Here is an 18,461-nt window from a genome sequence, read left to right as displayed (position 1 = left end):
TTGTGGTATAATTCGGCACACATTAAAATATTAAAGGATTAATTATGAAAAAAGCTTTTACGATGATTGAGCTTATATTTGTTATAGTCATACTTGGAATTTTAGCTGGCATTGGCATACCAAAACTTGCTGTTACTAGAGATGATGCTATGATAGCAAAACTAAGAGCAGATATAGCCTCTATAAGAAGCGGTATAGCACACGAAAAAGGAAGACATATGATAGAGGCCAATATGACTGGATGGAATACTAAATTTAAATTAGAAGATAATTTTAGCAACGTTTTAGAAATGAAAATATTATTAAAAAAACCAGGAGAAACTGGCTGGAGCAAATCATCAACTAATGAATGGAAGGCCTGCTATAGAAAAAATAATTGTGCAACTTTTGAATTTGATAGTGATAAAAATTTTGTATGCAAAGATAATTGCAAATATTTCGAATAGATGTTTTTTTACCAAGTCGCTATTTTAGGGCAAAATTTAAAACCTTTAACATATTTTTCTAAGACTAAACTTGAAATTTATAGTTTAGTTTTAGTTACGCTTTCTAATAAACAAAAAACTGCAATCATCCTAGAAGAGACAAAAAAGCCTGAGTTTGAAACTCTTGAAATTTTAGAAGTTTTTAAAAAAAAGTTTTCAAATTTACAAATAAAATTGGCAAAATTTATAAGCTATTATTATGTATGTGAAATAGGTATTGCTTTTAGTATTTTTACCCCATTTGAAAGTTTAAATTTTACTCCTTTTAAATTTAATGAATCTCCAAATTTAAGCCCAAATCAGCAAAAAGCAAAAAATTTTGCTCTAAATAATAAATCATCTTTGATATTTGGAGATACAGGAAGCGGGAAAAGTGAAATTTATATCTCGCTTATTATAGATACATTAAATTCAAATAAACAAGCGCTTTTTTTGATGCCTGAAATTTCCCTAACACCACAAATGGAAATAAGACTAAAAAAATATTTTGGTGATTTTGTTGGAGTTTGGCACTCAAAAATTTCTCCTCAAAAAAAAGAAATTTTACTTCAAAAATTTGAAAAAGGCGAGATAAAATTAATAGCCGGAGCAAGATCGGCACTGTTTTTACCATTTACAAATTTAGGTTTAATAATCGTAGATGAAGAGCATGATGATAGTTATAAATCAAATCAAAAACCACGCTATAACGCAAGAGATTTAGCGCTATACCTTTTAGATGATACAAAAGTAGTCTTAGGTTCTGCCACACCTTGTTTAAGCACATTTAAAAAACAGCCCGTATTTAGACTAAAAGGGACGTTTTTTGAAAGCAAAAAAGAGATAATTTATGATGAAAACGAAACTTTTCTATCTCCATTGATAATTTCAAATTTAAAACAGTGTTTAGAAAACTCAAATCAAGCAATACTGTTTTTACCAACTAGAGCAAATTTTAAATTTATGCAATGTACTAATTGCAAAAACATAATCAAATGCCCTTTTTGTAGCGTTGCAATGAGCCTTCATAAAGATAAAAATGCTCTCATTTGCCACTACTGTGGTCATTCGTTTTTTTATAAATCAACTTGTAAAATTTGCAACTCAAAAGTATTTGAACCAAGAAGAATGGGTACTAGTGAAGTGGTTGATGAGTTAAAATCTATTTTTAAAGATAAGGTGATTGATAAATTTGACAAGGATAAAATAACCACTCAAAAAAAACTGATAAATTTACTAAAAGATTTTAATGATGCCAAAATTGACATTTTAGTTGGAACTCAGATGTTAAGCAAAGGTCATGACTACCACAATGTAAAACTGGCTGTAATTATGGGAATTGATTCTAGTCTTGGATACGCTGATTTTAGAGCAAGAGAAAAAACGCTAAGCCTTGCTATGCAACTTGCTGGAAGGGTTGGAAGAAATGGCGATGGAAAAGTAATCATCCAAACTTTGCAAAGAGAATTTTTTAATGATTTCATACAAAATTATGATGATTTTTTAGAAGAAGAGGAATTTTTAAGAAAGCCACTATATCCGCCATTTACTAGGCTTTTAAGGATTTTAATCTCACATAAAAATCAAAAAACAGCCAAAATTTTAATGCAAAAGTGTCTAGACAATCTAAAAAATATTCAAAATATTGAAATTATAGGATATGGAAGAGCAAATATTGAAGTCATCGCTTCAAAATTTAGATATGAAATTTTAATGAGATCAAAAAATCATAAAGCTCTCATAAATGCTGCTAAAACTTGTGATAGTTTAGATGGCGTAGAGATCGATATGGACGCCATAAATTTTAGTTGATTGATATTTTAAATTATGAGTGTTTAAGAAACACAGTGTAATTTTTATAAATTTAGAGCTTTTTAGACTCTAAATTTAATCATTATTTTGCAAGCCCTAAATAAACACTTTTTATAAGTTTTATTTTGTCATTTTTTTGGATAAATTTCTAGCCTTAAATTTAATCTTGATTATCAAATAGATATTTTAAATCTCTAAATTTTAAAGATAAGAAATTTTATCTTTAAAACCAGCTTTTTTAAAGCCTTTTAGTCTCAATCTGCAACTATCACAAACGCCACAAGCTTTATCATTGTTTTCATAACAACTCCAAGTTTTTTCTAAAGGCACGCCTAAATTTAAGGCTTTTTGCACGATTTGAGATTTATTTAAATGCACAAGCGGCATTTTAATATCACATTTTTTAACTCTTCCTAAATTTATAGAGTTTTGCATACTTTTTATAAACTCATCTTTGCAGTCAGGATAGCCGCTGCTATCTTCTTCAACAACACCGATAAAAATCGCCTCGCAATCCTCTTTTTCTGCTAAGGCTGCAGCTATACTTAGAAAAATTCCATTCCTAAAAGGCACATATGTTATTGGAATTTCATTTGACGAGCTGTTTTTTGGAATCTCTAAATTTATATCAGTTAAGGCATTTGCTCCTATTTGAGATATAAATCCTACATCTAAAATTTCACGTTTCAATACTCTTAAATCATCGCAAATTTTATTAAAACACTCTCTTTCTTTTTCCATTGTGCGTTGATTATAATCAAAATGAAGCCCTATTATCTCATATCCTTCATTTTTAGCTAAATAAGCACAAAGTGTGCTGTCCATACCGCCACTTATAATACAAACTGCTTTTTTCATAAATTAGTCCTTTTTTGGGTATAATTTTATCAAAATTTATTTAAAGGCTTTTTAAGTTGATAATTTGTGAAGAAAAATATCCAAAAATTTTAGATGAAATTATAGAATTTCTAAACAGTGGCGATGTGGAGCTTGTTTTTGTTAATTCAGTGCAGATGTATGAGATAAATAAAGCACAAAGAAATTTAGATAAAACAACAGATGTGCTTAGCTTTCCTTACCAAAAAATACCTAATTTTCCAATTGGTTCGATTGTTATAAATTTAGATTTAGCAAAAGATATGGCTATAAATTTTGGTCACAATATCGAAGATGAGATTGCTTTACTTTTTATACATGGAATTTTACATATTTTAGGCTTTGATCACGAAACAGATAGTGGTCAAATGAGGGATATGGAGGAAAAAATTATACTAAATTTTAATCTTCCAAAAAGTTTAATTTTAAGAAATGATGATGAGTAAAGAGCTATTTTTAGGAATTTTATCTTTTGTTTTGTGGGGGCTTTTTCCTATTTATTTTAAAAGCATTTCTGCAGATAGTATAGAAATTTTAGCGTATAGAGTTATTTTTGCTTCTATTTTTGGCTTTATGTTTATTGTACTTTTTAAAAAAAATTCTAGTTTAAAAAGGATTTTTTATAATAAGACAATTTTTTTGAAGTTAAGTCTTGCTGGTTTTTTTGTAACGCTAAATTGGGGGATTTATATCTATGCAGTTACAAATAACCAAATTTTAGAAGCTAGCATTGGTCAGATTATTAATCCGCTATTTTTTATGCTTTTTGGTGCTATTTTTTTAAAAGAAAAGATATCAAATTTAGCCAAATTTAGTATATTTTTAATCTTTATAGCTATTGGGATTGAAATATTTGCAAATAGATCTTTTTCTGTTGTTTCGATTGCTTTACCAGCAGCGTTTGCGATATATGGATTAATAAAGAAAAAAATTCAAACTCCTATCTTAGAAAGCCTATTTTGTGAAACAATTTGCCTTGTGCCTATTTGCGTTTTATATCTATTTTTTATAGAATTTAAAGGTATGGGAAATTTTGAATTAAATTTAAATGGTATTTTATTAATCGGTGCAGGACTTGCTACTTTAGTGCCTTTAATTACATTCAATGCTGCAACTAGAACTTTAAATTTAGCAACAATTGGATTCTTGCAATACATTACTCCAACCATTACTATTTGTTTTGGAATTTTTATTTATGAAGAGAGAGTGGATTTAGTAAAAATCATAAGCTTTTTAATAATTTGGATAGCTGTTTTAATAAATACATTTGATAGCATAAAAACTAAGCCTAAATTTTAATCTATTTGGTGGAATTTAAATCAATATAACCCATCTCTACAAGTTTTTCAAATATAGATTTTAATATCGGCGAACCAGTACTGCTTCCGCCTCCTCCGTGTTCCACCAAAACAGTTACAGCGTATTTTGGATCATCATATGGAGCAAAACCAGTTATCCAAGAGTGAGATCTATGAAAATACTCCATATCGCTTTCTTTCATTCTAACTAATTCGCTTTGAGGAATTCCAACAACTTGTGCTGTGCCCGTTTTAGCGGCTATTTTTACAATACTATCTTTTAAATAGTTATAAGATGTACCTTTTGGATGATTTGCTACTTCATACATCGCTTTTTTAATACTTGGTAAATTTAACTTCTCAAATGGAGTAAAAATTTCATAAGTATCAAATTTAACATCTTTGCCATTAATGCTTTTTAAAAAATGAGGCGTTAGTCCTTTACCGCTAGCAATTTCAGCTGTATGCTTTGCAATCTGCATCGGCGTTACTAAAAAATTTCCTTGACCTATAGATGTAATTACAGTCTCTCCCGTATACCATGGACGCCTAAATTTCTCCATTTTCCAAGCTTTATTTGGAACAGTTCCTATAAATTCGTTAGGAAGATCAATATTCGTTTTTTTACCAAAACCATATCTTTCTAAATTTGTAGCTATAAAGTCTATCCCAACTTCTAAACTTCCCTCATAAAAATAAACATCACAACTCTCCCTGATAGCCTTATTTAAATCAACGCTTCCATGACCCCAAGTTTTCCAACATCTAAATTTACGCTTACCAAGTACTATATAACCACTGCATTTATAGCTTTTATCTTTTGTTATTTTTCCACTATTTAAAAAACTCATCCCAACACCCATTTTTATAACAGAACCTGGTGGATAAAGACCATTTATAAGTTTATTTGTAAAAGGGTGATTTAAATCATTTATTATCTCATTCCATCTACTCGTAGAAATTCCTGTAACAAATGGATTTAAATTATATTCTGGATAACTCCCCGCTCCAATAATCGCCCCATCTTTTACATCCATTATCACAACTGCACCTGCTTTGTTTTTAAAAAGATCTTGTAGAAATTTCTGAAGTTTTATATCTATATGAAGGGCTATATCATTACTATTTGGCTTTTTATATTCTAATTCTTCTACAACTTTATTTAACGCCGTAACTTTTGTAATCTTTTTGCCTACTTCTCCTGCTAAAATTTCATTATAAAAAGCTTCAACCCCACTTCTTCCAACATAATTAGTATATTTTGCAATAGGAAATTTTTCTATATCTTTACTATTTGCAATCCCAACATAGCCAATTATATGAGATGATAGCTCATTAAAAGGATAGTGTCTTTTTGAAGCTGGTTCTATTAAGATATTATTAAATAAATTTATCTTAGAAAAACGAGGTATCATATCATCATAATCTATAAAATCAACAACTTTAATATAGTCTTGATTGTAAGCAGAATTTTGTTTTTTATACTCTTTTTTAAGAATGCTGGCGTTAAAATCTTTAAAAATTTCAGTTATTTTAGAAATCTCTTCGTCTAAAAATTTATCTTTTAAATGCGGTTTTAAAAGTATTGAATACCCAAGACGGTTTATTGCTAAAGGATGATTATTTTTATCTAAAATTTGACCTCTTGTTGGAGAGATGATTTCTGTTTTAACGGCATTTGAAAGTGCCATTTTAGCGTAATAATCACTTGATTTTATGCTTAAAAAATAAACTCTTGCTATTAAAATTATCCAAACTAAGAATATGAAAATGGCTAAAATTTTAACTCTACGGCCCATAAATTCGCCCTCTTAAAAAGATAAAAGCTAAAAACGACTCAATAACAATATAAATTAAATATTCATAGCTAAATTCTAAAAAATCTTCATTTTTTATATAACAAAGTAAATTGCTTACTAAAAAAATCCCCAAATATCCAAAAAAAACTAGCAAAATTAAAAATAAATTTTTAATTTTAATCCAAGAAAATAAATATCCAAAGCAAAAATTCCAAAAAAATCCAAAAAATATAGCTACAGAAAAAAGCTCAAATCCATGAATTTGCTCAGCAAAAAAAAGAAAAAATATAACATAATACCACTTATGATTATAGTCTTGATGACTTTTTTCCTTTTCATATCTAAGGATAACACAATATGAAAAAAACAGTCCAATCAAAGGTGCAAGCCCCTGAAAAACAGAGCTTAAAATTTGATATAAGATTATAAATATTATAAAAACAGCAGTTCTTAAAAAATAGATATCTTTGCTTTTTGCATACATAAATTTATCTTTTATAAAATAAAATTATCATACCCCAAAAACCTTGGACACGATAATCTCTCTTGCTTTATCGATGCCCGTATTTTTTAAAGTAGAAATAAATTTAGCATTTTTATCAAATTTAAGCACAGCTGCCTTATTGCTTTGATTTAATTTATCAGATTTAGTATAGAAATTTAAAATTTCTTGATCGCTTCTTAAAAAGCTTTTTAGATAAAAATCAACTTCATTGTCAATATCTAAATTAAACTGTCTTGAGTCCCTAAGATGGATAAAAAGCCTTATGCTGGTTCTAAATTTTAAAAACTCATCAAGCGAGCTTTGCCAAATTTGATGCATTTTTTTAGATACTTTTGCATAACCAAAACCCGGTAAATCAACAAAAATAAAGTTAAATTTATTTTTGTCATCATCTACAAAATTTGCTTCAAAAAAATTTATAAGCCTCGTTTTTCCTGGAGTGGAACTGCTTTTTGCTAAATTTTGATTTATTAAAGCATTTATAAAACTGCTTTTTCCAACATTTGATCTACCTAAAAATGCAATCTCACTAAGTCCAAAATTTTTACAACTCTCTAAATTTGGAGATGAGATTATAAATTTTGCACTACTTGGCTTAATCATTCTTTGACCTTGAATATAAATTTTACTGGCTTTTTGCTTTGCGTTTTGTTGGATTCTAAACTTTTAACTTCATATTTTCCTTCTAACTGATTAATTGTGATTTCATCTCCAAAAACTTCTCTTTTTGTTTTGATATCGCTAATCCACGCACTCCCTTCTAAAATATATTTTTTATTTGCTGAAATATAAGTTAGTTTATCTCCATGACCGTTATATTTATTATTATCGATTAAAATTTCAAATTTAACATTTCCTGTAGCAATATATCTTAAAGGCTGTTTATTATCATCAAAATATATAGTAATTTTATCACTTTTTAAAGTATCGAGGTTGCTTTTTTTAACAAAAACATTTCCGCTTAGGATGCTTTGTTTTTTAATCTCATCAGCAAAAAAATTATCAGCAACTATTTCTATTTCTTGTGCAAAAAGCCCTGAAAATATAAATAAAATCGATATTAATGCTATTTTATGTGATACCATGCTTTAACCTCCTTAGCAAAACTCTGCTTTTTATTTAAATCATAAACTAAATTTTTTCCTGTTATGTTGTTTTCACCTTTTAGCATTAAAAATTGATTTTGGCTTTTTACTATTTTTGTTTTTGTGTTATAAATAATTTCATCACTAAGATAGTTTAAACCATCGCTATTGCTATACTTTACATCGTCAAATAGCGTAATGGTATTATTTTTATATAAAGCTTTTTTTGATGACAAGGTATGATTAAAGTCACCTAAAATTTGACCTCTAAAATCATAGAATTCATCTCTATCTTTAAATTTAACGCCCTTTTTTGCTGTATATTTTGAATTAACTATATCAGGCGTAATCCCATAATCAACAATATCTATCATCTCCATAGATGCTATTTCTAAATTTGATTTAAAAAAATCTCTAAAATAAGGCGTTTGAAGACTTAAAAAAACCATAGCAACGCTAAAAATAGATATTGCAATATAAAAAATTCTTATAGCCATCCTTGCAACCAAACGTCCCTTAAATTCTCTTTTTCTACAATCGTTTCAATCATCTCTCTAACAGCACCATCTCCACCTTTTTTTGACAATTTAAAATCGCTTTTTATCAAGGCATCTAGCGGAGCAAAGCTCATTTTAACTGCATTTAAAAGCTTTATATCATTATAGTCATCTCCAATTGCTGCAGCATTTTCAAAACTTAAATTCTCTTTTTTTAAAATATCTTGCGCTATAGAAAATTTATCATTTGCACCTTGATAGACGTATTTGATGCCTAACTCTTCTGCCCTATTTTCAACTATTTTAGATTTTCTACCTGTAATTATGGCTGAAATTTTACCAATTTTATGCCAATTCATAATCCCAAAACCATCTTTTGCATTAAATTTTTTTAATTCATCGCCTAAATTTGAGTAATAAATCCCTCCATCACTCAAACATCCATCAACATCTAAAAAAATTATTTCAATCATAAAACACCCTTTGTACTAGGAATTCCAACTCTTTTATTTTTTTCTAAAGCCCTTCTTAAAGCTATAGCAAATGCCTTAAATGTAGCTTCTGCTATATGATGTTTGTTTGTGCCTCGTTTCTTTATTAAATGCAAAGTAAATCCAGCATTAAAAGCAACCGCTCTAAAAAATTCCTCCAAAAGCTCAGCATCAAATTTGCCAATAAATCCACTTTTTAAGCTCTCATAAACTAAAAAAGCTCTATTTGACAAATCCAAATCACACTCAACAGCCGTCTCATCCATAACAACTACCGAATTTGCATATCTCTCTACATTCTCTATAGGATAAATTTGCTCCCTTAAAGCCATTCCTAAAACTATACCTACATCTTCAACGCTATGATGATCATCGACTTCTAAATCGCCACTGCATTTGATTTTTAAATCAATTAAAGAGTGTTTAGAAAAAGCCTCTAACATATGATCAAAAAATCCAATACCAGTTGAAATTTCGCTTTTACCATTGCCATAAATTTTTAACTCTAACTCGATATTTGTCTCTTTTGTAATTCTTTTCATTTTATTTCCAAACTATTCTCTAACTATAAAAGCACCATTAATATTTGTAAATTTAATAAAATCTCTTGCTTCATCCTCACTCTTAAAACCAGTCAAAAATACTCTATGTAATGGAATTTCATCTTTTTGATATGTTTTTATTATAGTTTTATAGCCACCTTCACCATTATGTGATTTTTGATAAAATTTAGCACCATTTAAATTTCTAAACGCTCCTATTTGCACCATAAAATTTCCACCTACAAAAATTCGTTTTTCTTTTGGTGCATCTTTGCTAATTTTATCTCCATTAAAGCCCAAAACTTCAACCTTAACAGGTGCTGTGCCGGTAGAAATTATATCTAATTTGGCGGCTGCTTGTTTTGATAAATCAATAATTCTTCCTTTTACAAAAGGTCCTCTGTCGTTGATTCTAACGATTGCTGATTTTGAATTATTTAAATTTGTAACTTTTACGATTGTATTCATCGGAAAAGTTTTATGAGCAGCTGTCATAGCGTGCATATCGTATATCTCACCACTTGAAGTTCTTTTACCGTGAAATTTTGGACCATACCAACTAGCTAATCCATTTTCTATTTCACCTACTTTAACCGTTTGCGGATAATATGTTTTTCCATGTATAGTATAAGGTCTCATTGTTGAAACTAATGAATTTTGCTTTTGAGTGCTGCTTGATCTACTAAAATCAACTTTTTGCTTAGAAACACACCCATAAAATAAAAAAGAGGATAAAATCACAATAATCAATCTATGGAATAACAATTGCATCTCCTGCTATTAATTTTTTATTTTTTAAATCATTTAAGGCTAAATTTTCTTTAATATCTTTATCTAATTTTTTTGAAATTTTTGATAAAGTATCTTTGCTTTTGACTTTATATTCTTTATTTTTCGTTGCTTCTATAACTTTGTTTAGAGGTATTTTAAGTTCTTTTCCATCTAAAGATTCATCAATCTTTAAATTATTTTTTTTAACTATTAAATTCACATCAACACCCCATTTTTTGGCTATTTCATCTAAAGTCTCTCCATTTGCAACTTTATGGATATTATACTCTTTTTCTAAAGTTCGTTCTCCTTTTATGAGATCTGACACATAACTAAGTGCGTATAAATTTAATTTATTAGCTGGTATATAAAAATGATAACTATCTTTACTATTAGGAACAAATCCTTTTGTTACGTGCATATTATACTCTTTAAGTTCATTTGTGCTAAGACCTATACTTTTTGCTATATTTGAAAGCTTAGTTCCACCACTTACTTTAATTTTTTCCAAGCCAAATTTTGGCTCTAAATTTGTCAAGAATTCTTTAACTTCTTCATTTTTTGAAATCATTGTTAATTTTATAATTCTTTTTATAAAATTTCTAGTTTCTATTGGGGTTTTTGAACTACTTAAAAGAGTATAAAAATCATCACTTTTATACCTTTTCATCAACTTTTGCATACGAGCATCGCCGCAGTTATAAGCCATTAGCGAAATATACCATTTATCAAATTTAGAATTCAAGAATTTTAAATACTTAAAAGCTATATCAGTTGAAAGATATGGATCTCTTCTTTCGTCAATATATTTATTTACCTCTAAACCAAAAGCACGAGCAGTTTTAGGCATAAACTGCCACATTCCGCCTGCTTTCATATGAGACGTTGCTTTATTTAAAAATCTTGATTCTGTCATTGCAAGATATAATAAAAATTTAGGGGCTTCTATCTCATTTAGTTCATTTTTTATAATAAATACATTTTCTGTTTTCTTAGATATTGTATCTTTGAAGTATTTTACATCCAAATTATCTATTTTTTTATAAATATCTTCCAAAATAGCTCTATTTTTTTTTGTATCGGCTATATTAAATTCATTTAAAATCTCATTTATTATGTTGTTTGCATTTACGCTTAAAGCCAAAAACATTAATAAAATAAATTTAATCAATATTTTCAATTCATCTCCTTAAATTTTAAAAAGTTGCTTTGCATTTTTAGTTGTTATATCTTCAACTTCTTCTTTTGTTAAATTTAAAATCTCACAAATTTTTTCTACTACTAAATTTGTGTATAGGGGTTCATTTCTTCTTCCTCTGTGAGGCGTTGGGGCAAGATATGGAGCATCTGTTTCTATAAGCAATTTATCAAGTGGAATTTTTGGTAAAATTTCTACTAAATTTTTGGCATTTTTAAAAGTTAAAACACCACCAATTCCAAAATAAAATCCAAAATCCTTTAAATCAAGCAAAAGCTCGCTTGCATTATAGCAGTGCAAAACACCGCCAACTAAATCTTTTGCATTAGATTTTAAAATTTCAAAACTATCACTATTTGCATCCCTAATATGAACTATTAAAGGTTTTTTTAACTCTTTTGCAAGAAAAATTTGATCTAAAAAAACTCTTTTTTGCAAATTTTTGTTTTTCAATACAAGCTCATCATCTAAAAATTTCTCTTTTATTTTAAAATAATCAAGCCCACACTCACCAACCGCCACACATTTTTCATCTTTTGCAAACTCTCTTAAAGAGGTCAAATCAAAATCATCAGCATAATATGGATGAACCCCAACAGAAAAATAAATTCCATCAAATTTATGAGAAATTTCTTTTGCTTTTTCTAAATCACTCATATTTGCACCTGGAATTATAATCTTTTCAACCCCATTTTGCTTTGCTTTTTTGATAACCTCACTCAAATCAATGTCAAAACTCTGATCATCTAAATGACAATGCGTATCAACTATCATACCTTTTAACACCCTTAATTATAAATCGACTTTTAAGTCTATCAAAATTTATTAAATTCTTAGCTTAAACTAAAAAAATTTATCCATTTTTTAATTTTTTTGCAAAATTTAATGCCTCTTGAGAAATTTTTTCTCCACTTATCATCCTTGCAAGTTCAATAATTTTTTCATCTTCATTTAATTTTTTAACATTTGAAAATCCGCCATTTTTGCTAACTAAAAAGTGAGAATTTGCTCTGGAACTAAGTTGTGGCAAATGAGAAATAGCAAAAATTTGATAGAATTTTGAAATTTTCACAATCACATTTGCTATACTCATCGCCTCTTTTCCACTTAAATTTGCATCAATTTCATCTAAAATTATCACCCCATTTGCACTGCCTTTTATATCTAAAGTACTAGCTATAAAAGCAAGTCTTAAGCGATTAAACTCACCTGAGCTTAAATTTTTTAAATTTGTATTTGATACTTCAAAATTTATCTCATCACTACCTAATTCATCTATATTTTTTTCCAAAAAAATAATTTTTAAATCGCTCATATATAAATCTTTAAGATATAAATTTAAAGAATTCTCTAATATCTTTTTGCTCTTTTTTCTTTCTAGGCTTACCAAATTTGAAATAAATTTCAAATCTTTTTCTAAACTTATAAATTCTTTTTCTAGCTCGTGTTTTGTAAATTCTATATTTTCATAATTAGCCAACTCTATTTTTTTATTTTCAAGCACTTTTAAAGCCTCTTCTATCCCGCCATATCTTCTTTGTAGCCCACTTAAAGCCTCTATTCTATCAAGAGTTTTTTCCATATCGATATTTTCTAAATCATCCATATTTAAACTCTCTTTTTTTGCTCTTAAATCATTCATTGTATCTTCAAAAAAAGTACTATCAATTTCACTAACTCTTAAAGCTTCAATCACGGCACTTTCTTTTTGAAAAACAATCTCAGCTTTTTGCCACGCTTGATTTATTTTATCTATCTTGCTAAGTCGTTTTTTAAGGCTCATCAATTCTTCAAATTCACCAATTTTAGGGTTTATATTTTCTATTTTAGAAATTTCAAATTTAGCAAATTCTTTTAACTCTTCAAGTTTCATCTCTTCATTTTTTATCTTTAAAAGTTCGTTTTTTACGCGACTAAATTTCAAAAAACACTCTTTTAAATTTTTTAAATTTTTAATATGATTTTGGCTATTTTTAGATGAAATTTCATCTAGTAAATTTAATAAATTGCCATTATCAAACTCATCGCTATTTCTAAGGCTTAAATACTTTATATGTTCATTTGAAATTTTAATTAAATTTTTTTTAGATATAAACTCGCTATTTATAAAATATCTAACGCTTTTTTCTCTAACCATTTTAAAGCTATTAATTTCTAAATTTTCTATACCAAACTCACTCATATCAAAATCAAATTTTACATCACCTTCTATTAATCTAGCCTCGCTTTCACTAAGTCCAAAAAGTGCCTTAATAGCATCCATTAAAATACTTTTTCCAGCCCCGCTTACACCCGTAAAAACACTAAGTCCTTTATCAAATTTAAGCTCAGCTTGTTCAAAACTCAAATGATTTTTTATATAAATTCTCTCTATCAAAATTTACCTCCATTATGTCCCCAGTGAAGTTTATTTTTTAGAATTTCAAAATAATCTCTATTAAAATGCCTAATTAAATTTACATGCGAATTCAATCTCACCTCCACATTATCAAACTTACTCATCTCAAAACTCTCTTGTCCGTCTATTATTACACACATCAAACTATCTCCGCTATTTTTAAAACTTAATTTATACTCACTTGGTAAAACTATTGGTCTTTGTGTTAAACTATGAGAACAAATCGGCGTAATACAAAAAACTTTGCTTAATGGATAGATGATTGGGCCATTTGCACTCATATTATAAGCAGTAGAGCCAACAGGAGAACTTACAATAACTCCATCTCCGTGATAGGTATTAAAATATTTTTCATTTAAATAAGCATCAACCCTACTCATTGAAAGAACAGAATTTCTTGAAACAACAACATCATTAAATGCAAATTTAATTAAATCTTTAGATCCTTGTTTTTTAAATTTAATCTCAAGAATTAAAGGTCTTTCTATTTCATATTTTCCATCAAAAAATTCATCCAAAAATTTCTCTGTATCATTTAAATCAACATCGGTTAAAAATCCTAATCTTCCATCATAAACGCCTAAAACATAAACATCTTTATTTACAACTTTTCTACAAACCCCAATTAGCGTTCCATCGCCTCCTAAACTAATTATAAGGTCTGTTTTTTTGCAAATTTCATTCAAAGTGTAGCCCTTTTTATCTATCTGTTTTGCATTTTTTTCTTCTATTAAAATTATAATATCTCTTTTTTTTAGAATTTTTTCTATGATTGCAATATTTTTGACATTTTTAGCCACAATTCCTACAAATTTTAATTTTTTTTCTAAATTAATATCTTTCATAGATGATATTTTAATAAAAATTAGCTTTGTAAAAGCAAAATTTTAATATAATATGCCTTAAATTTCTAAAAATTAAAAAAGGAGATAAATTTGAGAACTCATTATTGTAGTGATTTATCAAAAGACAATGTAGAAGAGATTGTAAGGGTTTGTGGATGGGTAAATTCTTACAGAGATCACGGTGGCGTGATTTTTATAGATTTAAGAGATAAAAGCGGCATTGTGCAATTAGTTTGCGATCCAGCCGATAACAAAAAAGCTTATGAATTAGCCAATATAGTTAGAAATGAGTATGTTTTAAAAGCAAGCGGAAAAGTTAGATTAAGAGGCGAAGGGCTTACAAATTCTAAATTAAAAACTGGCGAGATAGAGATTGTGGTTGATGAGTTAAATATCGAAAATTCCAGTAAAGCTTTGCCGTTTATGATTGGAGATAAAAATGTTGGCGAAGAAACTAGATTAAAATATAGATTTTTAGATTTAAGAAACAGTGAAAGTTTTGAAAAATTTCAAATGCGATCAAAAGCTGCCATTGCATGTAGAAATACTCTTGATAAACTTGGCTTTATAGAGGTTGAAACTCCGATGCTAACAAGAGCAACACCAGAAGGAGCAAGGGATTATTTGGTTCCAAGTAGAGTTTATCCAGGTGAATTTTATGCACTTCCACAAAGCCCTCAACTTTTTAAACAACTTTTGATGTGTAGCGGATTTGACAAATATTTTCAAATTGCGAAATGTTTTAGAGATGAAGATTTAAGAGCAGATAGGCAGCCAGAATTTACACAAATAGATATAGAGATGAGTTTCAACACTCAAGATGATGTTATAAAAGTAGGCGAAGAGGTTTTAAAAGATATTTTTAAAGTTTGCGGATACGAAATTTCAACTCCTTTTCCAAGAATGGCTTATAAAGATGCAATGGAAAATTATGGAAGTGATAAGCCTGATTTAAGATTTGATATGCCTCTTGTTGATGTGAGTGAAATTTTTGAGAGATCTAATAATGAAATTTTTAGCTCTATTGCAAAAGATAAGAAAAAAAACCGCGTAAAAGCCATCAAAGTTGAAAATGGCGACAATATATTTTCTAAAAGAGAGATGAAAGGATTTGAAGATTTTGTTAGAAAATTTGGTGCAAATGGTTTAGCTTTTTTTCAAGTAAAAGAAGATGGTTTAAAAGGGCCTTTGATTAAATTTTTTGACGAAAAAGATCTTGATGAAATTATAAAAAAATGCGATTTAAAAATAGGCGATGTTGTATTTTTTGGTGCAGGTAAGAAAAAAACAGTTCTTGACTATATGGGGAGATTTAGATTATTTTTAGCCGAAAAACTAAATTTAATCGATGAAAATAAGATGGAATTTTTATGGGTTGTAGATTTTCCAATGTTTGAAGAAAACGATGATGGCTCGTATTCAGCAATGCATCACCCTTTTACGATGCCAAATAACATTGATGATGATATAGAAGATATAACCTCAATCGCTTATGATGTTGTATTAAATGGGGTAGAACTTGGTGGCGGAAGTATAAGAATTCACAAAAGCGATATCCAACAAAAAGTATTTCAAAAACTAAGCATTGATGAAGATGAGCAAAAAGAGAAATTTGGTTTCTTACTTGATGCTTTAAGTTTTGGAGCACCACCACACGGAGGAATTGCAATAGGTTTTGATAGGCTTATAATGTTAACTACAAAATCATCAAGCATAAGGGATGTTATAGCATTTCCAAAAACACAAAGAGCTAGTTGCCCACTTACAAAAGCACCAAGCAGGGCAAACGATGAACAATTAAAAGAACTAGGTTTAAGAATAAGAAATTTAGAAAAAAGAGGATGATATGAAAAAATTATTTTTAATAATCGGTGCACCAGGAAGTGGTAAAACAACAGATGCTAGTATGGTTGCTAAAATAAATCAAAGCATAGCACACTATTCAACAGGCGATATGTTAAGAGATGAAGTTTCAAAAAAAAGCGAACTTGGAAAAGAGATTGAAAGTTATATCTCACAAGGAAATTTAGTACCTCTTGATATTGTTATAAATACTATAATCAGTGCTATAAAAAATTCAACCCACGATTTTATCTTAATAGATGGTTTTCCAAGAAGCGTAGAACAAATGCAAAAATTAGATGAAGTTTTAAGCGATGAAAAAGAGATAGATTTATTAAATGTAATTGAAGTTGATGTAAGTGAAGAAACAGCTAAACAAAGAGTTTTGGGAAGAAATAGAGGAAGTGATGATAATGAAGAAGTATTTTATAATAGAATGAAGGTATTCCTAGAACCGATTAAAGAAATTCGTAAATTTTATACCGATAAAGGAATTTATAAAAATATTAGTGGCGAAAGAAGTATCGATGAGATTGTTTCAGAAATGAACGAAATAATTGGAAAAGAAATTTTAAATACAATAGAAAATTTTTAATAAAGGATAAATATGAATATTTCAAAAATACAACCAGGTTTAAACCCTGATAAGGTAAATGCAGTTATAGAGATTCCATATGGATCAAATATTAAATACGAAATAGATAAAGATAGCGGTGCAGTGGTCGTTGATCGAGTGCTTTACTCTGCTATGTTTTATCCAGCAAATTATGGTTTTGTGCCAAATACGCTAGCCGATGATGGCGATCCAGCCGATATTTTAGTTTTAAATGAATATCCACTTCAAGCAGGCTCAGTTATTCCGTGCAGATTAATAGGCGTTTTGATAATGGAGGATGAGTCAGGGCTAGATGAAAAACTTCTAGCAGTACCAATTAGTAAAATAGATCCTAGATATGAAGATATAAAAAGTATAGATGATTTACCAAAAATAACTCTTGATAAAATCAAAAATTTCTTTGAAACCTACAAACTTTTAGAGCCAGGAAAATGGGTAAAGGTTAAAGACTTTGCAGATACAAATAAAGCTAGAGAAATTTTAGAAAACGCTATCAAAAATTTTAAAGCCTAAAAATATACAAACTATAAAGAAAATTTATTTCTTTATAGTTTTAGTTTAATTAAGTGATTAAAATATTTTAAATTTAAGCATATTTACAAAAAATTTTGTCATTTTTTGAACTCAATTCTAAACAAATTAAAAGTATTAAATAAACAAATCTGATTATAAATTAAATCAATATTATTAAATTAAACTCAAAATCTCCTCTCATTTTTATTTTTTATGTTTTATATAAATTTTATTAATTTTTTTGATGCACTCACTCTTTTTAATCCTTACGTTTAACCATTAAGCTAGTATATTTTATAACCACAAAACAAAAATATTACTTTTAATTACTAAATTTACCTAACAACTTTCAGCCTCTAATCATTTATATGTAAAAATATTTACAAATTTATCTAGCTTTACTCTTGTGATTTTAGATAATTATCAAGATAGATAAATTAGTAACTTAAGTATAATTATTTTAAAACTAAAGCCACTTTTTATATATTTAAAATATTTTGCCACTAAATTTAGATATCTCTTTAAACTTTTTATCATAAAGATTTCTTAAACTTAATAACTTTAATATCACAAACATATCTGGAATTTTTTTAATCAATTTATGCTATATTTTTAACTAAATTGAGCTATAAATTTTTTAAGCCATTAAGACTTTAACTCATCAAAATTAATTTTAAAACCAATTATATCATTAGCAGTTTTTAAACAAGATGCAAAAAAAGGTTTAAAAGCTTGATAAATTTAGGCTATAAGATTGTTTATTTATCGGTGTTTTTTAAATTTTAAAACACTTAATTTAGCAAAGCTTATTAATTAAAACTATCTTTTAACTCCAAAATCATCAATTTGCATTAGGTTATTTTTTGTTTATATTAGTTAATACGGCTTATTTATCTTAGTTTGTTTATT

General features: G+C 28.1%; 20 protein-coding genes. 7 read left to right on the top strand and 13 right to left on the bottom strand.

Annotated features, from left to right (window positions below; all coding sequences use genetic code 11):
- Positions 1-44: 44 nt before the first annotated feature.
- Complete coding sequence (locus F1B92_RS02270) at positions 45-446, top strand: type II secretion system protein (protein ID WP_154570292.1); 402 nt, start codon at positions 45-47, stop codon at positions 444-446.
- On the top strand, positions 447-2,276 hold the full coding sequence (locus tag F1B92_RS02265) for a primosomal protein N' (protein ID WP_154570291.1): 1,830 nt from the start codon (positions 447-449) through the stop codon (positions 2,274-2,276).
- A gap of 201 nt (positions 2,277-2,477) precedes the next feature.
- Here the strand turns inward: F1B92_RS02265 and queC are convergent, their stop codons facing one another.
- Positions 2,478-3,134 (bottom strand): 7-cyano-7-deazaguanine synthase QueC, encoded by a 657-nt coding sequence (gene queC / locus F1B92_RS02260; RefSeq protein ID WP_154570290.1) that lies wholly within the window; start codon positions 3,132-3,134, stop codon positions 2,478-2,480.
- A gap of 56 nt (positions 3,135-3,190) precedes the next feature.
- Between queC and ybeY the strand changes: the two genes are divergently transcribed.
- Both ybeY and rarD read left to right on the top strand, forming a co-directional pair.
- Complete coding sequence (ybeY, locus tag F1B92_RS02255) at positions 3,191-3,598, top strand: rRNA maturation RNase YbeY (RefSeq protein WP_154570289.1); 408 nt, start codon at positions 3,191-3,193, stop codon at positions 3,596-3,598.
- On the top strand, positions 3,591-4,451 hold the full coding sequence (rarD, locus tag F1B92_RS02250; protein ID WP_195836269.1) for an EamA family transporter RarD: 861 nt from the start codon (positions 3,591-3,593) through the stop codon (positions 4,449-4,451). The genes ybeY and rarD overlap by 8 nt, the downstream gene beginning before the upstream one ends.
- A gap of 1 nt (position 4,452) precedes the next feature.
- Here rarD and mrdA read toward each other — a convergent pair whose 3' ends face one another.
- The 12 genes from mrdA to F1B92_RS02190 all read right to left on the bottom strand — a co-directional run bounded on the left by mrdA (position 4,453) and on the right by F1B92_RS02190 (position 14,581).
- On the bottom strand, positions 4,453-6,249 hold the full coding sequence (mrdA, locus tag F1B92_RS02245) for a penicillin-binding protein 2 (RefSeq protein ID WP_154570287.1): 1,797 nt from the start codon (positions 6,247-6,249) through the stop codon (positions 4,453-4,455).
- On the bottom strand, positions 6,239-6,733 hold the full coding sequence (locus tag F1B92_RS02240) for a hypothetical protein (protein ID WP_229770885.1): 495 nt from the start codon (positions 6,731-6,733) through the stop codon (positions 6,239-6,241). Before F1B92_RS02240 ends, mrdA begins: the two co-directional genes overlap by 11 nt.
- A gap of 27 nt (positions 6,734-6,760) precedes the next feature.
- A complete protein-coding gene (yihA, locus tag F1B92_RS02235) occupies positions 6,761-7,357 on the bottom strand; it encodes a ribosome biogenesis GTP-binding protein YihA/YsxC (protein WP_154570286.1) in 597 nt (198 codons plus the stop codon).
- A complete protein-coding gene (lptA, locus tag F1B92_RS02230) occupies positions 7,354-7,839 on the bottom strand; it encodes a lipopolysaccharide transport periplasmic protein LptA (protein ID WP_154570285.1) in 486 nt (161 codons plus the stop codon). The genes yihA and lptA overlap by 4 nt, the downstream gene beginning before the upstream one ends.
- Entirely contained in the window at positions 7,821-8,348 is a 528-nt protein-coding gene (lptC, locus tag F1B92_RS02225; RefSeq protein ID WP_229770884.1) for an LPS export ABC transporter periplasmic protein LptC, read from the bottom strand. The genes lptA and lptC overlap by 19 nt, the downstream gene beginning before the upstream one ends.
- Positions 8,327-8,809 (bottom strand): KdsC family phosphatase, encoded by a 483-nt coding sequence (locus tag F1B92_RS02220; RefSeq protein WP_154570284.1) that lies wholly within the window; start codon positions 8,807-8,809, stop codon positions 8,327-8,329. Before F1B92_RS02220 ends, lptC begins: the two co-directional genes overlap by 22 nt.
- Complete coding sequence (hisB, locus tag F1B92_RS02215; RefSeq protein WP_154570283.1) at positions 8,806-9,369, bottom strand: imidazoleglycerol-phosphate dehydratase HisB; 564 nt, start codon at positions 9,367-9,369, stop codon at positions 8,806-8,808. The genes F1B92_RS02220 and hisB overlap by 4 nt, the downstream gene beginning before the upstream one ends.
- Positions 9,370-9,381: 12 nt before the next feature.
- Complete coding sequence (locus F1B92_RS02210) at positions 9,382-10,140, bottom strand: septal ring lytic transglycosylase RlpA family protein (protein WP_407643621.1); 759 nt, start codon at positions 10,138-10,140, stop codon at positions 9,382-9,384.
- Positions 10,121-11,320: a lytic transglycosylase domain-containing protein gene (locus tag F1B92_RS02205; protein ID WP_195836268.1), complete on the bottom strand. Its 1,200-nt coding sequence runs from the start codon at positions 11,318-11,320 to the stop codon at positions 10,121-10,123. Before F1B92_RS02205 ends, F1B92_RS02210 begins: the two co-directional genes overlap by 20 nt.
- A gap of 9 nt (positions 11,321-11,329) precedes the next feature.
- Positions 11,330-12,112 carry a TatD family hydrolase gene (locus F1B92_RS02200; RefSeq protein ID WP_154570282.1) on the bottom strand — a complete coding sequence of 261 codons (783 nt, stop codon included), beginning with the start codon at positions 12,110-12,112 and terminating at the stop codon, positions 11,330-11,332.
- A gap of 79 nt (positions 12,113-12,191) precedes the next feature.
- On the bottom strand, positions 12,192-13,715 hold the full coding sequence (locus F1B92_RS02195; RefSeq protein WP_154570281.1) for an AAA family ATPase: 1,524 nt from the start codon (positions 13,713-13,715) through the stop codon (positions 12,192-12,194).
- On the bottom strand, positions 13,712-14,581 hold the full coding sequence (locus tag F1B92_RS02190; protein WP_154570280.1) for an NAD(+) kinase: 870 nt from the start codon (positions 14,579-14,581) through the stop codon (positions 13,712-13,714). The genes F1B92_RS02195 and F1B92_RS02190 overlap by 4 nt, the downstream gene beginning before the upstream one ends.
- Before the next feature lie 90 nt (positions 14,582-14,671).
- On the opposite strand from F1B92_RS02190, the gene aspS reads away from it, so the two are divergent.
- From aspS to ppa, 3 genes are read left to right on the top strand one after another with little or no spacing between them, the layout of a single operon-like run.
- On the top strand, positions 14,672-16,426 hold the full coding sequence (gene aspS, locus F1B92_RS02185) for an aspartate--tRNA ligase (RefSeq protein ID WP_154570279.1): 1,755 nt from the start codon (positions 14,672-14,674) through the stop codon (positions 16,424-16,426).
- Position 16,427: 1 nt separating this feature from the next.
- On the top strand, positions 16,428-17,018 hold the full coding sequence (locus F1B92_RS02180) for an adenylate kinase (protein WP_154570278.1): 591 nt from the start codon (positions 16,428-16,430) through the stop codon (positions 17,016-17,018).
- Positions 17,019-17,030: 12 nt separating this feature from the next.
- Positions 17,031-17,552, top strand: a complete 522-nt coding sequence (gene ppa / locus F1B92_RS02175) for an inorganic diphosphatase (protein ID WP_154570277.1) — start codon at positions 17,031-17,033, stop codon at positions 17,550-17,552.
- The last annotated feature ends 909 nt before the right edge of the window (positions 17,553-18,461 follow it).

Source organism: Campylobacter portucalensis, from assembly GCF_009690845.1.
Taxonomy (GTDB): domain Bacteria; phylum Campylobacterota; class Campylobacteria; order Campylobacterales; family Campylobacteraceae; genus Campylobacter_B; species Campylobacter_B portucalensis.
The sequence above is the reverse complement of the archived record's forward strand: the minus strand, read 5'-3'. Positions and strand labels throughout refer to the sequence as shown.

Excerpts from the sequence above, each read along its gene's own strand:
- F1B92_RS02265 (WP_154570291.1), top strand. The coding sequence starts at position 447 with ATGTTTTTTTACCAAGTCGCTATTTTAGGGCAAAATTTAAAACCTTTA.
- F1B92_RS02220 (WP_154570284.1), bottom strand. The coding sequence starts at position 8,809 with ATGATTGAAATAATTTTTTTAGATGTTGATGGATGTTTGAGTGATGGA.
- rarD (WP_195836269.1), top strand. The coding sequence starts at position 3,591 with ATGAGTAAAGAGCTATTTTTAGGAATTTTATCTTTTGTTTTGTGGGGG.
- F1B92_RS02240 (WP_229770885.1), bottom strand. The coding sequence starts at position 6,733 with ATGTATGCAAAAAGCAAAGATATCTATTTTTTAAGAACTGCTGTTTTT.
- F1B92_RS02180 (WP_154570278.1), top strand. The coding sequence starts at position 16,428 with ATGAAAAAATTATTTTTAATAATCGGTGCACCAGGAAGTGGTAAAACA.
- hisB (WP_154570283.1), bottom strand. The coding sequence starts at position 9,369 with ATGAAAAGAATTACAAAAGAGACAAATATCGAGTTAGAGTTAAAAATT.
- lptA (WP_154570285.1), bottom strand. The coding sequence starts at position 7,839 with ATGGTATCACATAAAATAGCATTAATATCGATTTTATTTATATTTTCA.
- mrdA (WP_154570287.1), bottom strand. The coding sequence starts at position 6,249 with ATGGGCCGTAGAGTTAAAATTTTAGCCATTTTCATATTCTTAGTTTGG.
- F1B92_RS02270 (WP_154570292.1), top strand. The coding sequence starts at position 45 with ATGAAAAAAGCTTTTACGATGATTGAGCTTATATTTGTTATAGTCATA.
- queC (WP_154570290.1), bottom strand. The coding sequence starts at position 3,134 with ATGAAAAAAGCAGTTTGTATTATAAGTGGCGGTATGGACAGCACACTT.
- F1B92_RS02210 (WP_407643621.1), bottom strand. The coding sequence starts at position 10,140 with ATGCAATTGTTATTCCATAGATTGATTATTGTGATTTTATCCTCTTTT.
- ppa (WP_154570277.1), top strand. The coding sequence starts at position 17,031 with ATGAATATTTCAAAAATACAACCAGGTTTAAACCCTGATAAGGTAAAT.
- F1B92_RS02190 (WP_154570280.1), bottom strand. The coding sequence starts at position 14,581 with ATGAAAGATATTAATTTAGAAAAAAAATTAAAATTTGTAGGAATTGTG.
- yihA (WP_154570286.1), bottom strand. The coding sequence starts at position 7,357 with ATGATTAAGCCAAGTAGTGCAAAATTTATAATCTCATCTCCAAATTTA.
- F1B92_RS02200 (WP_154570282.1), bottom strand. The coding sequence starts at position 12,112 with ATGATAGTTGATACGCATTGTCATTTAGATGATCAGAGTTTTGACATT.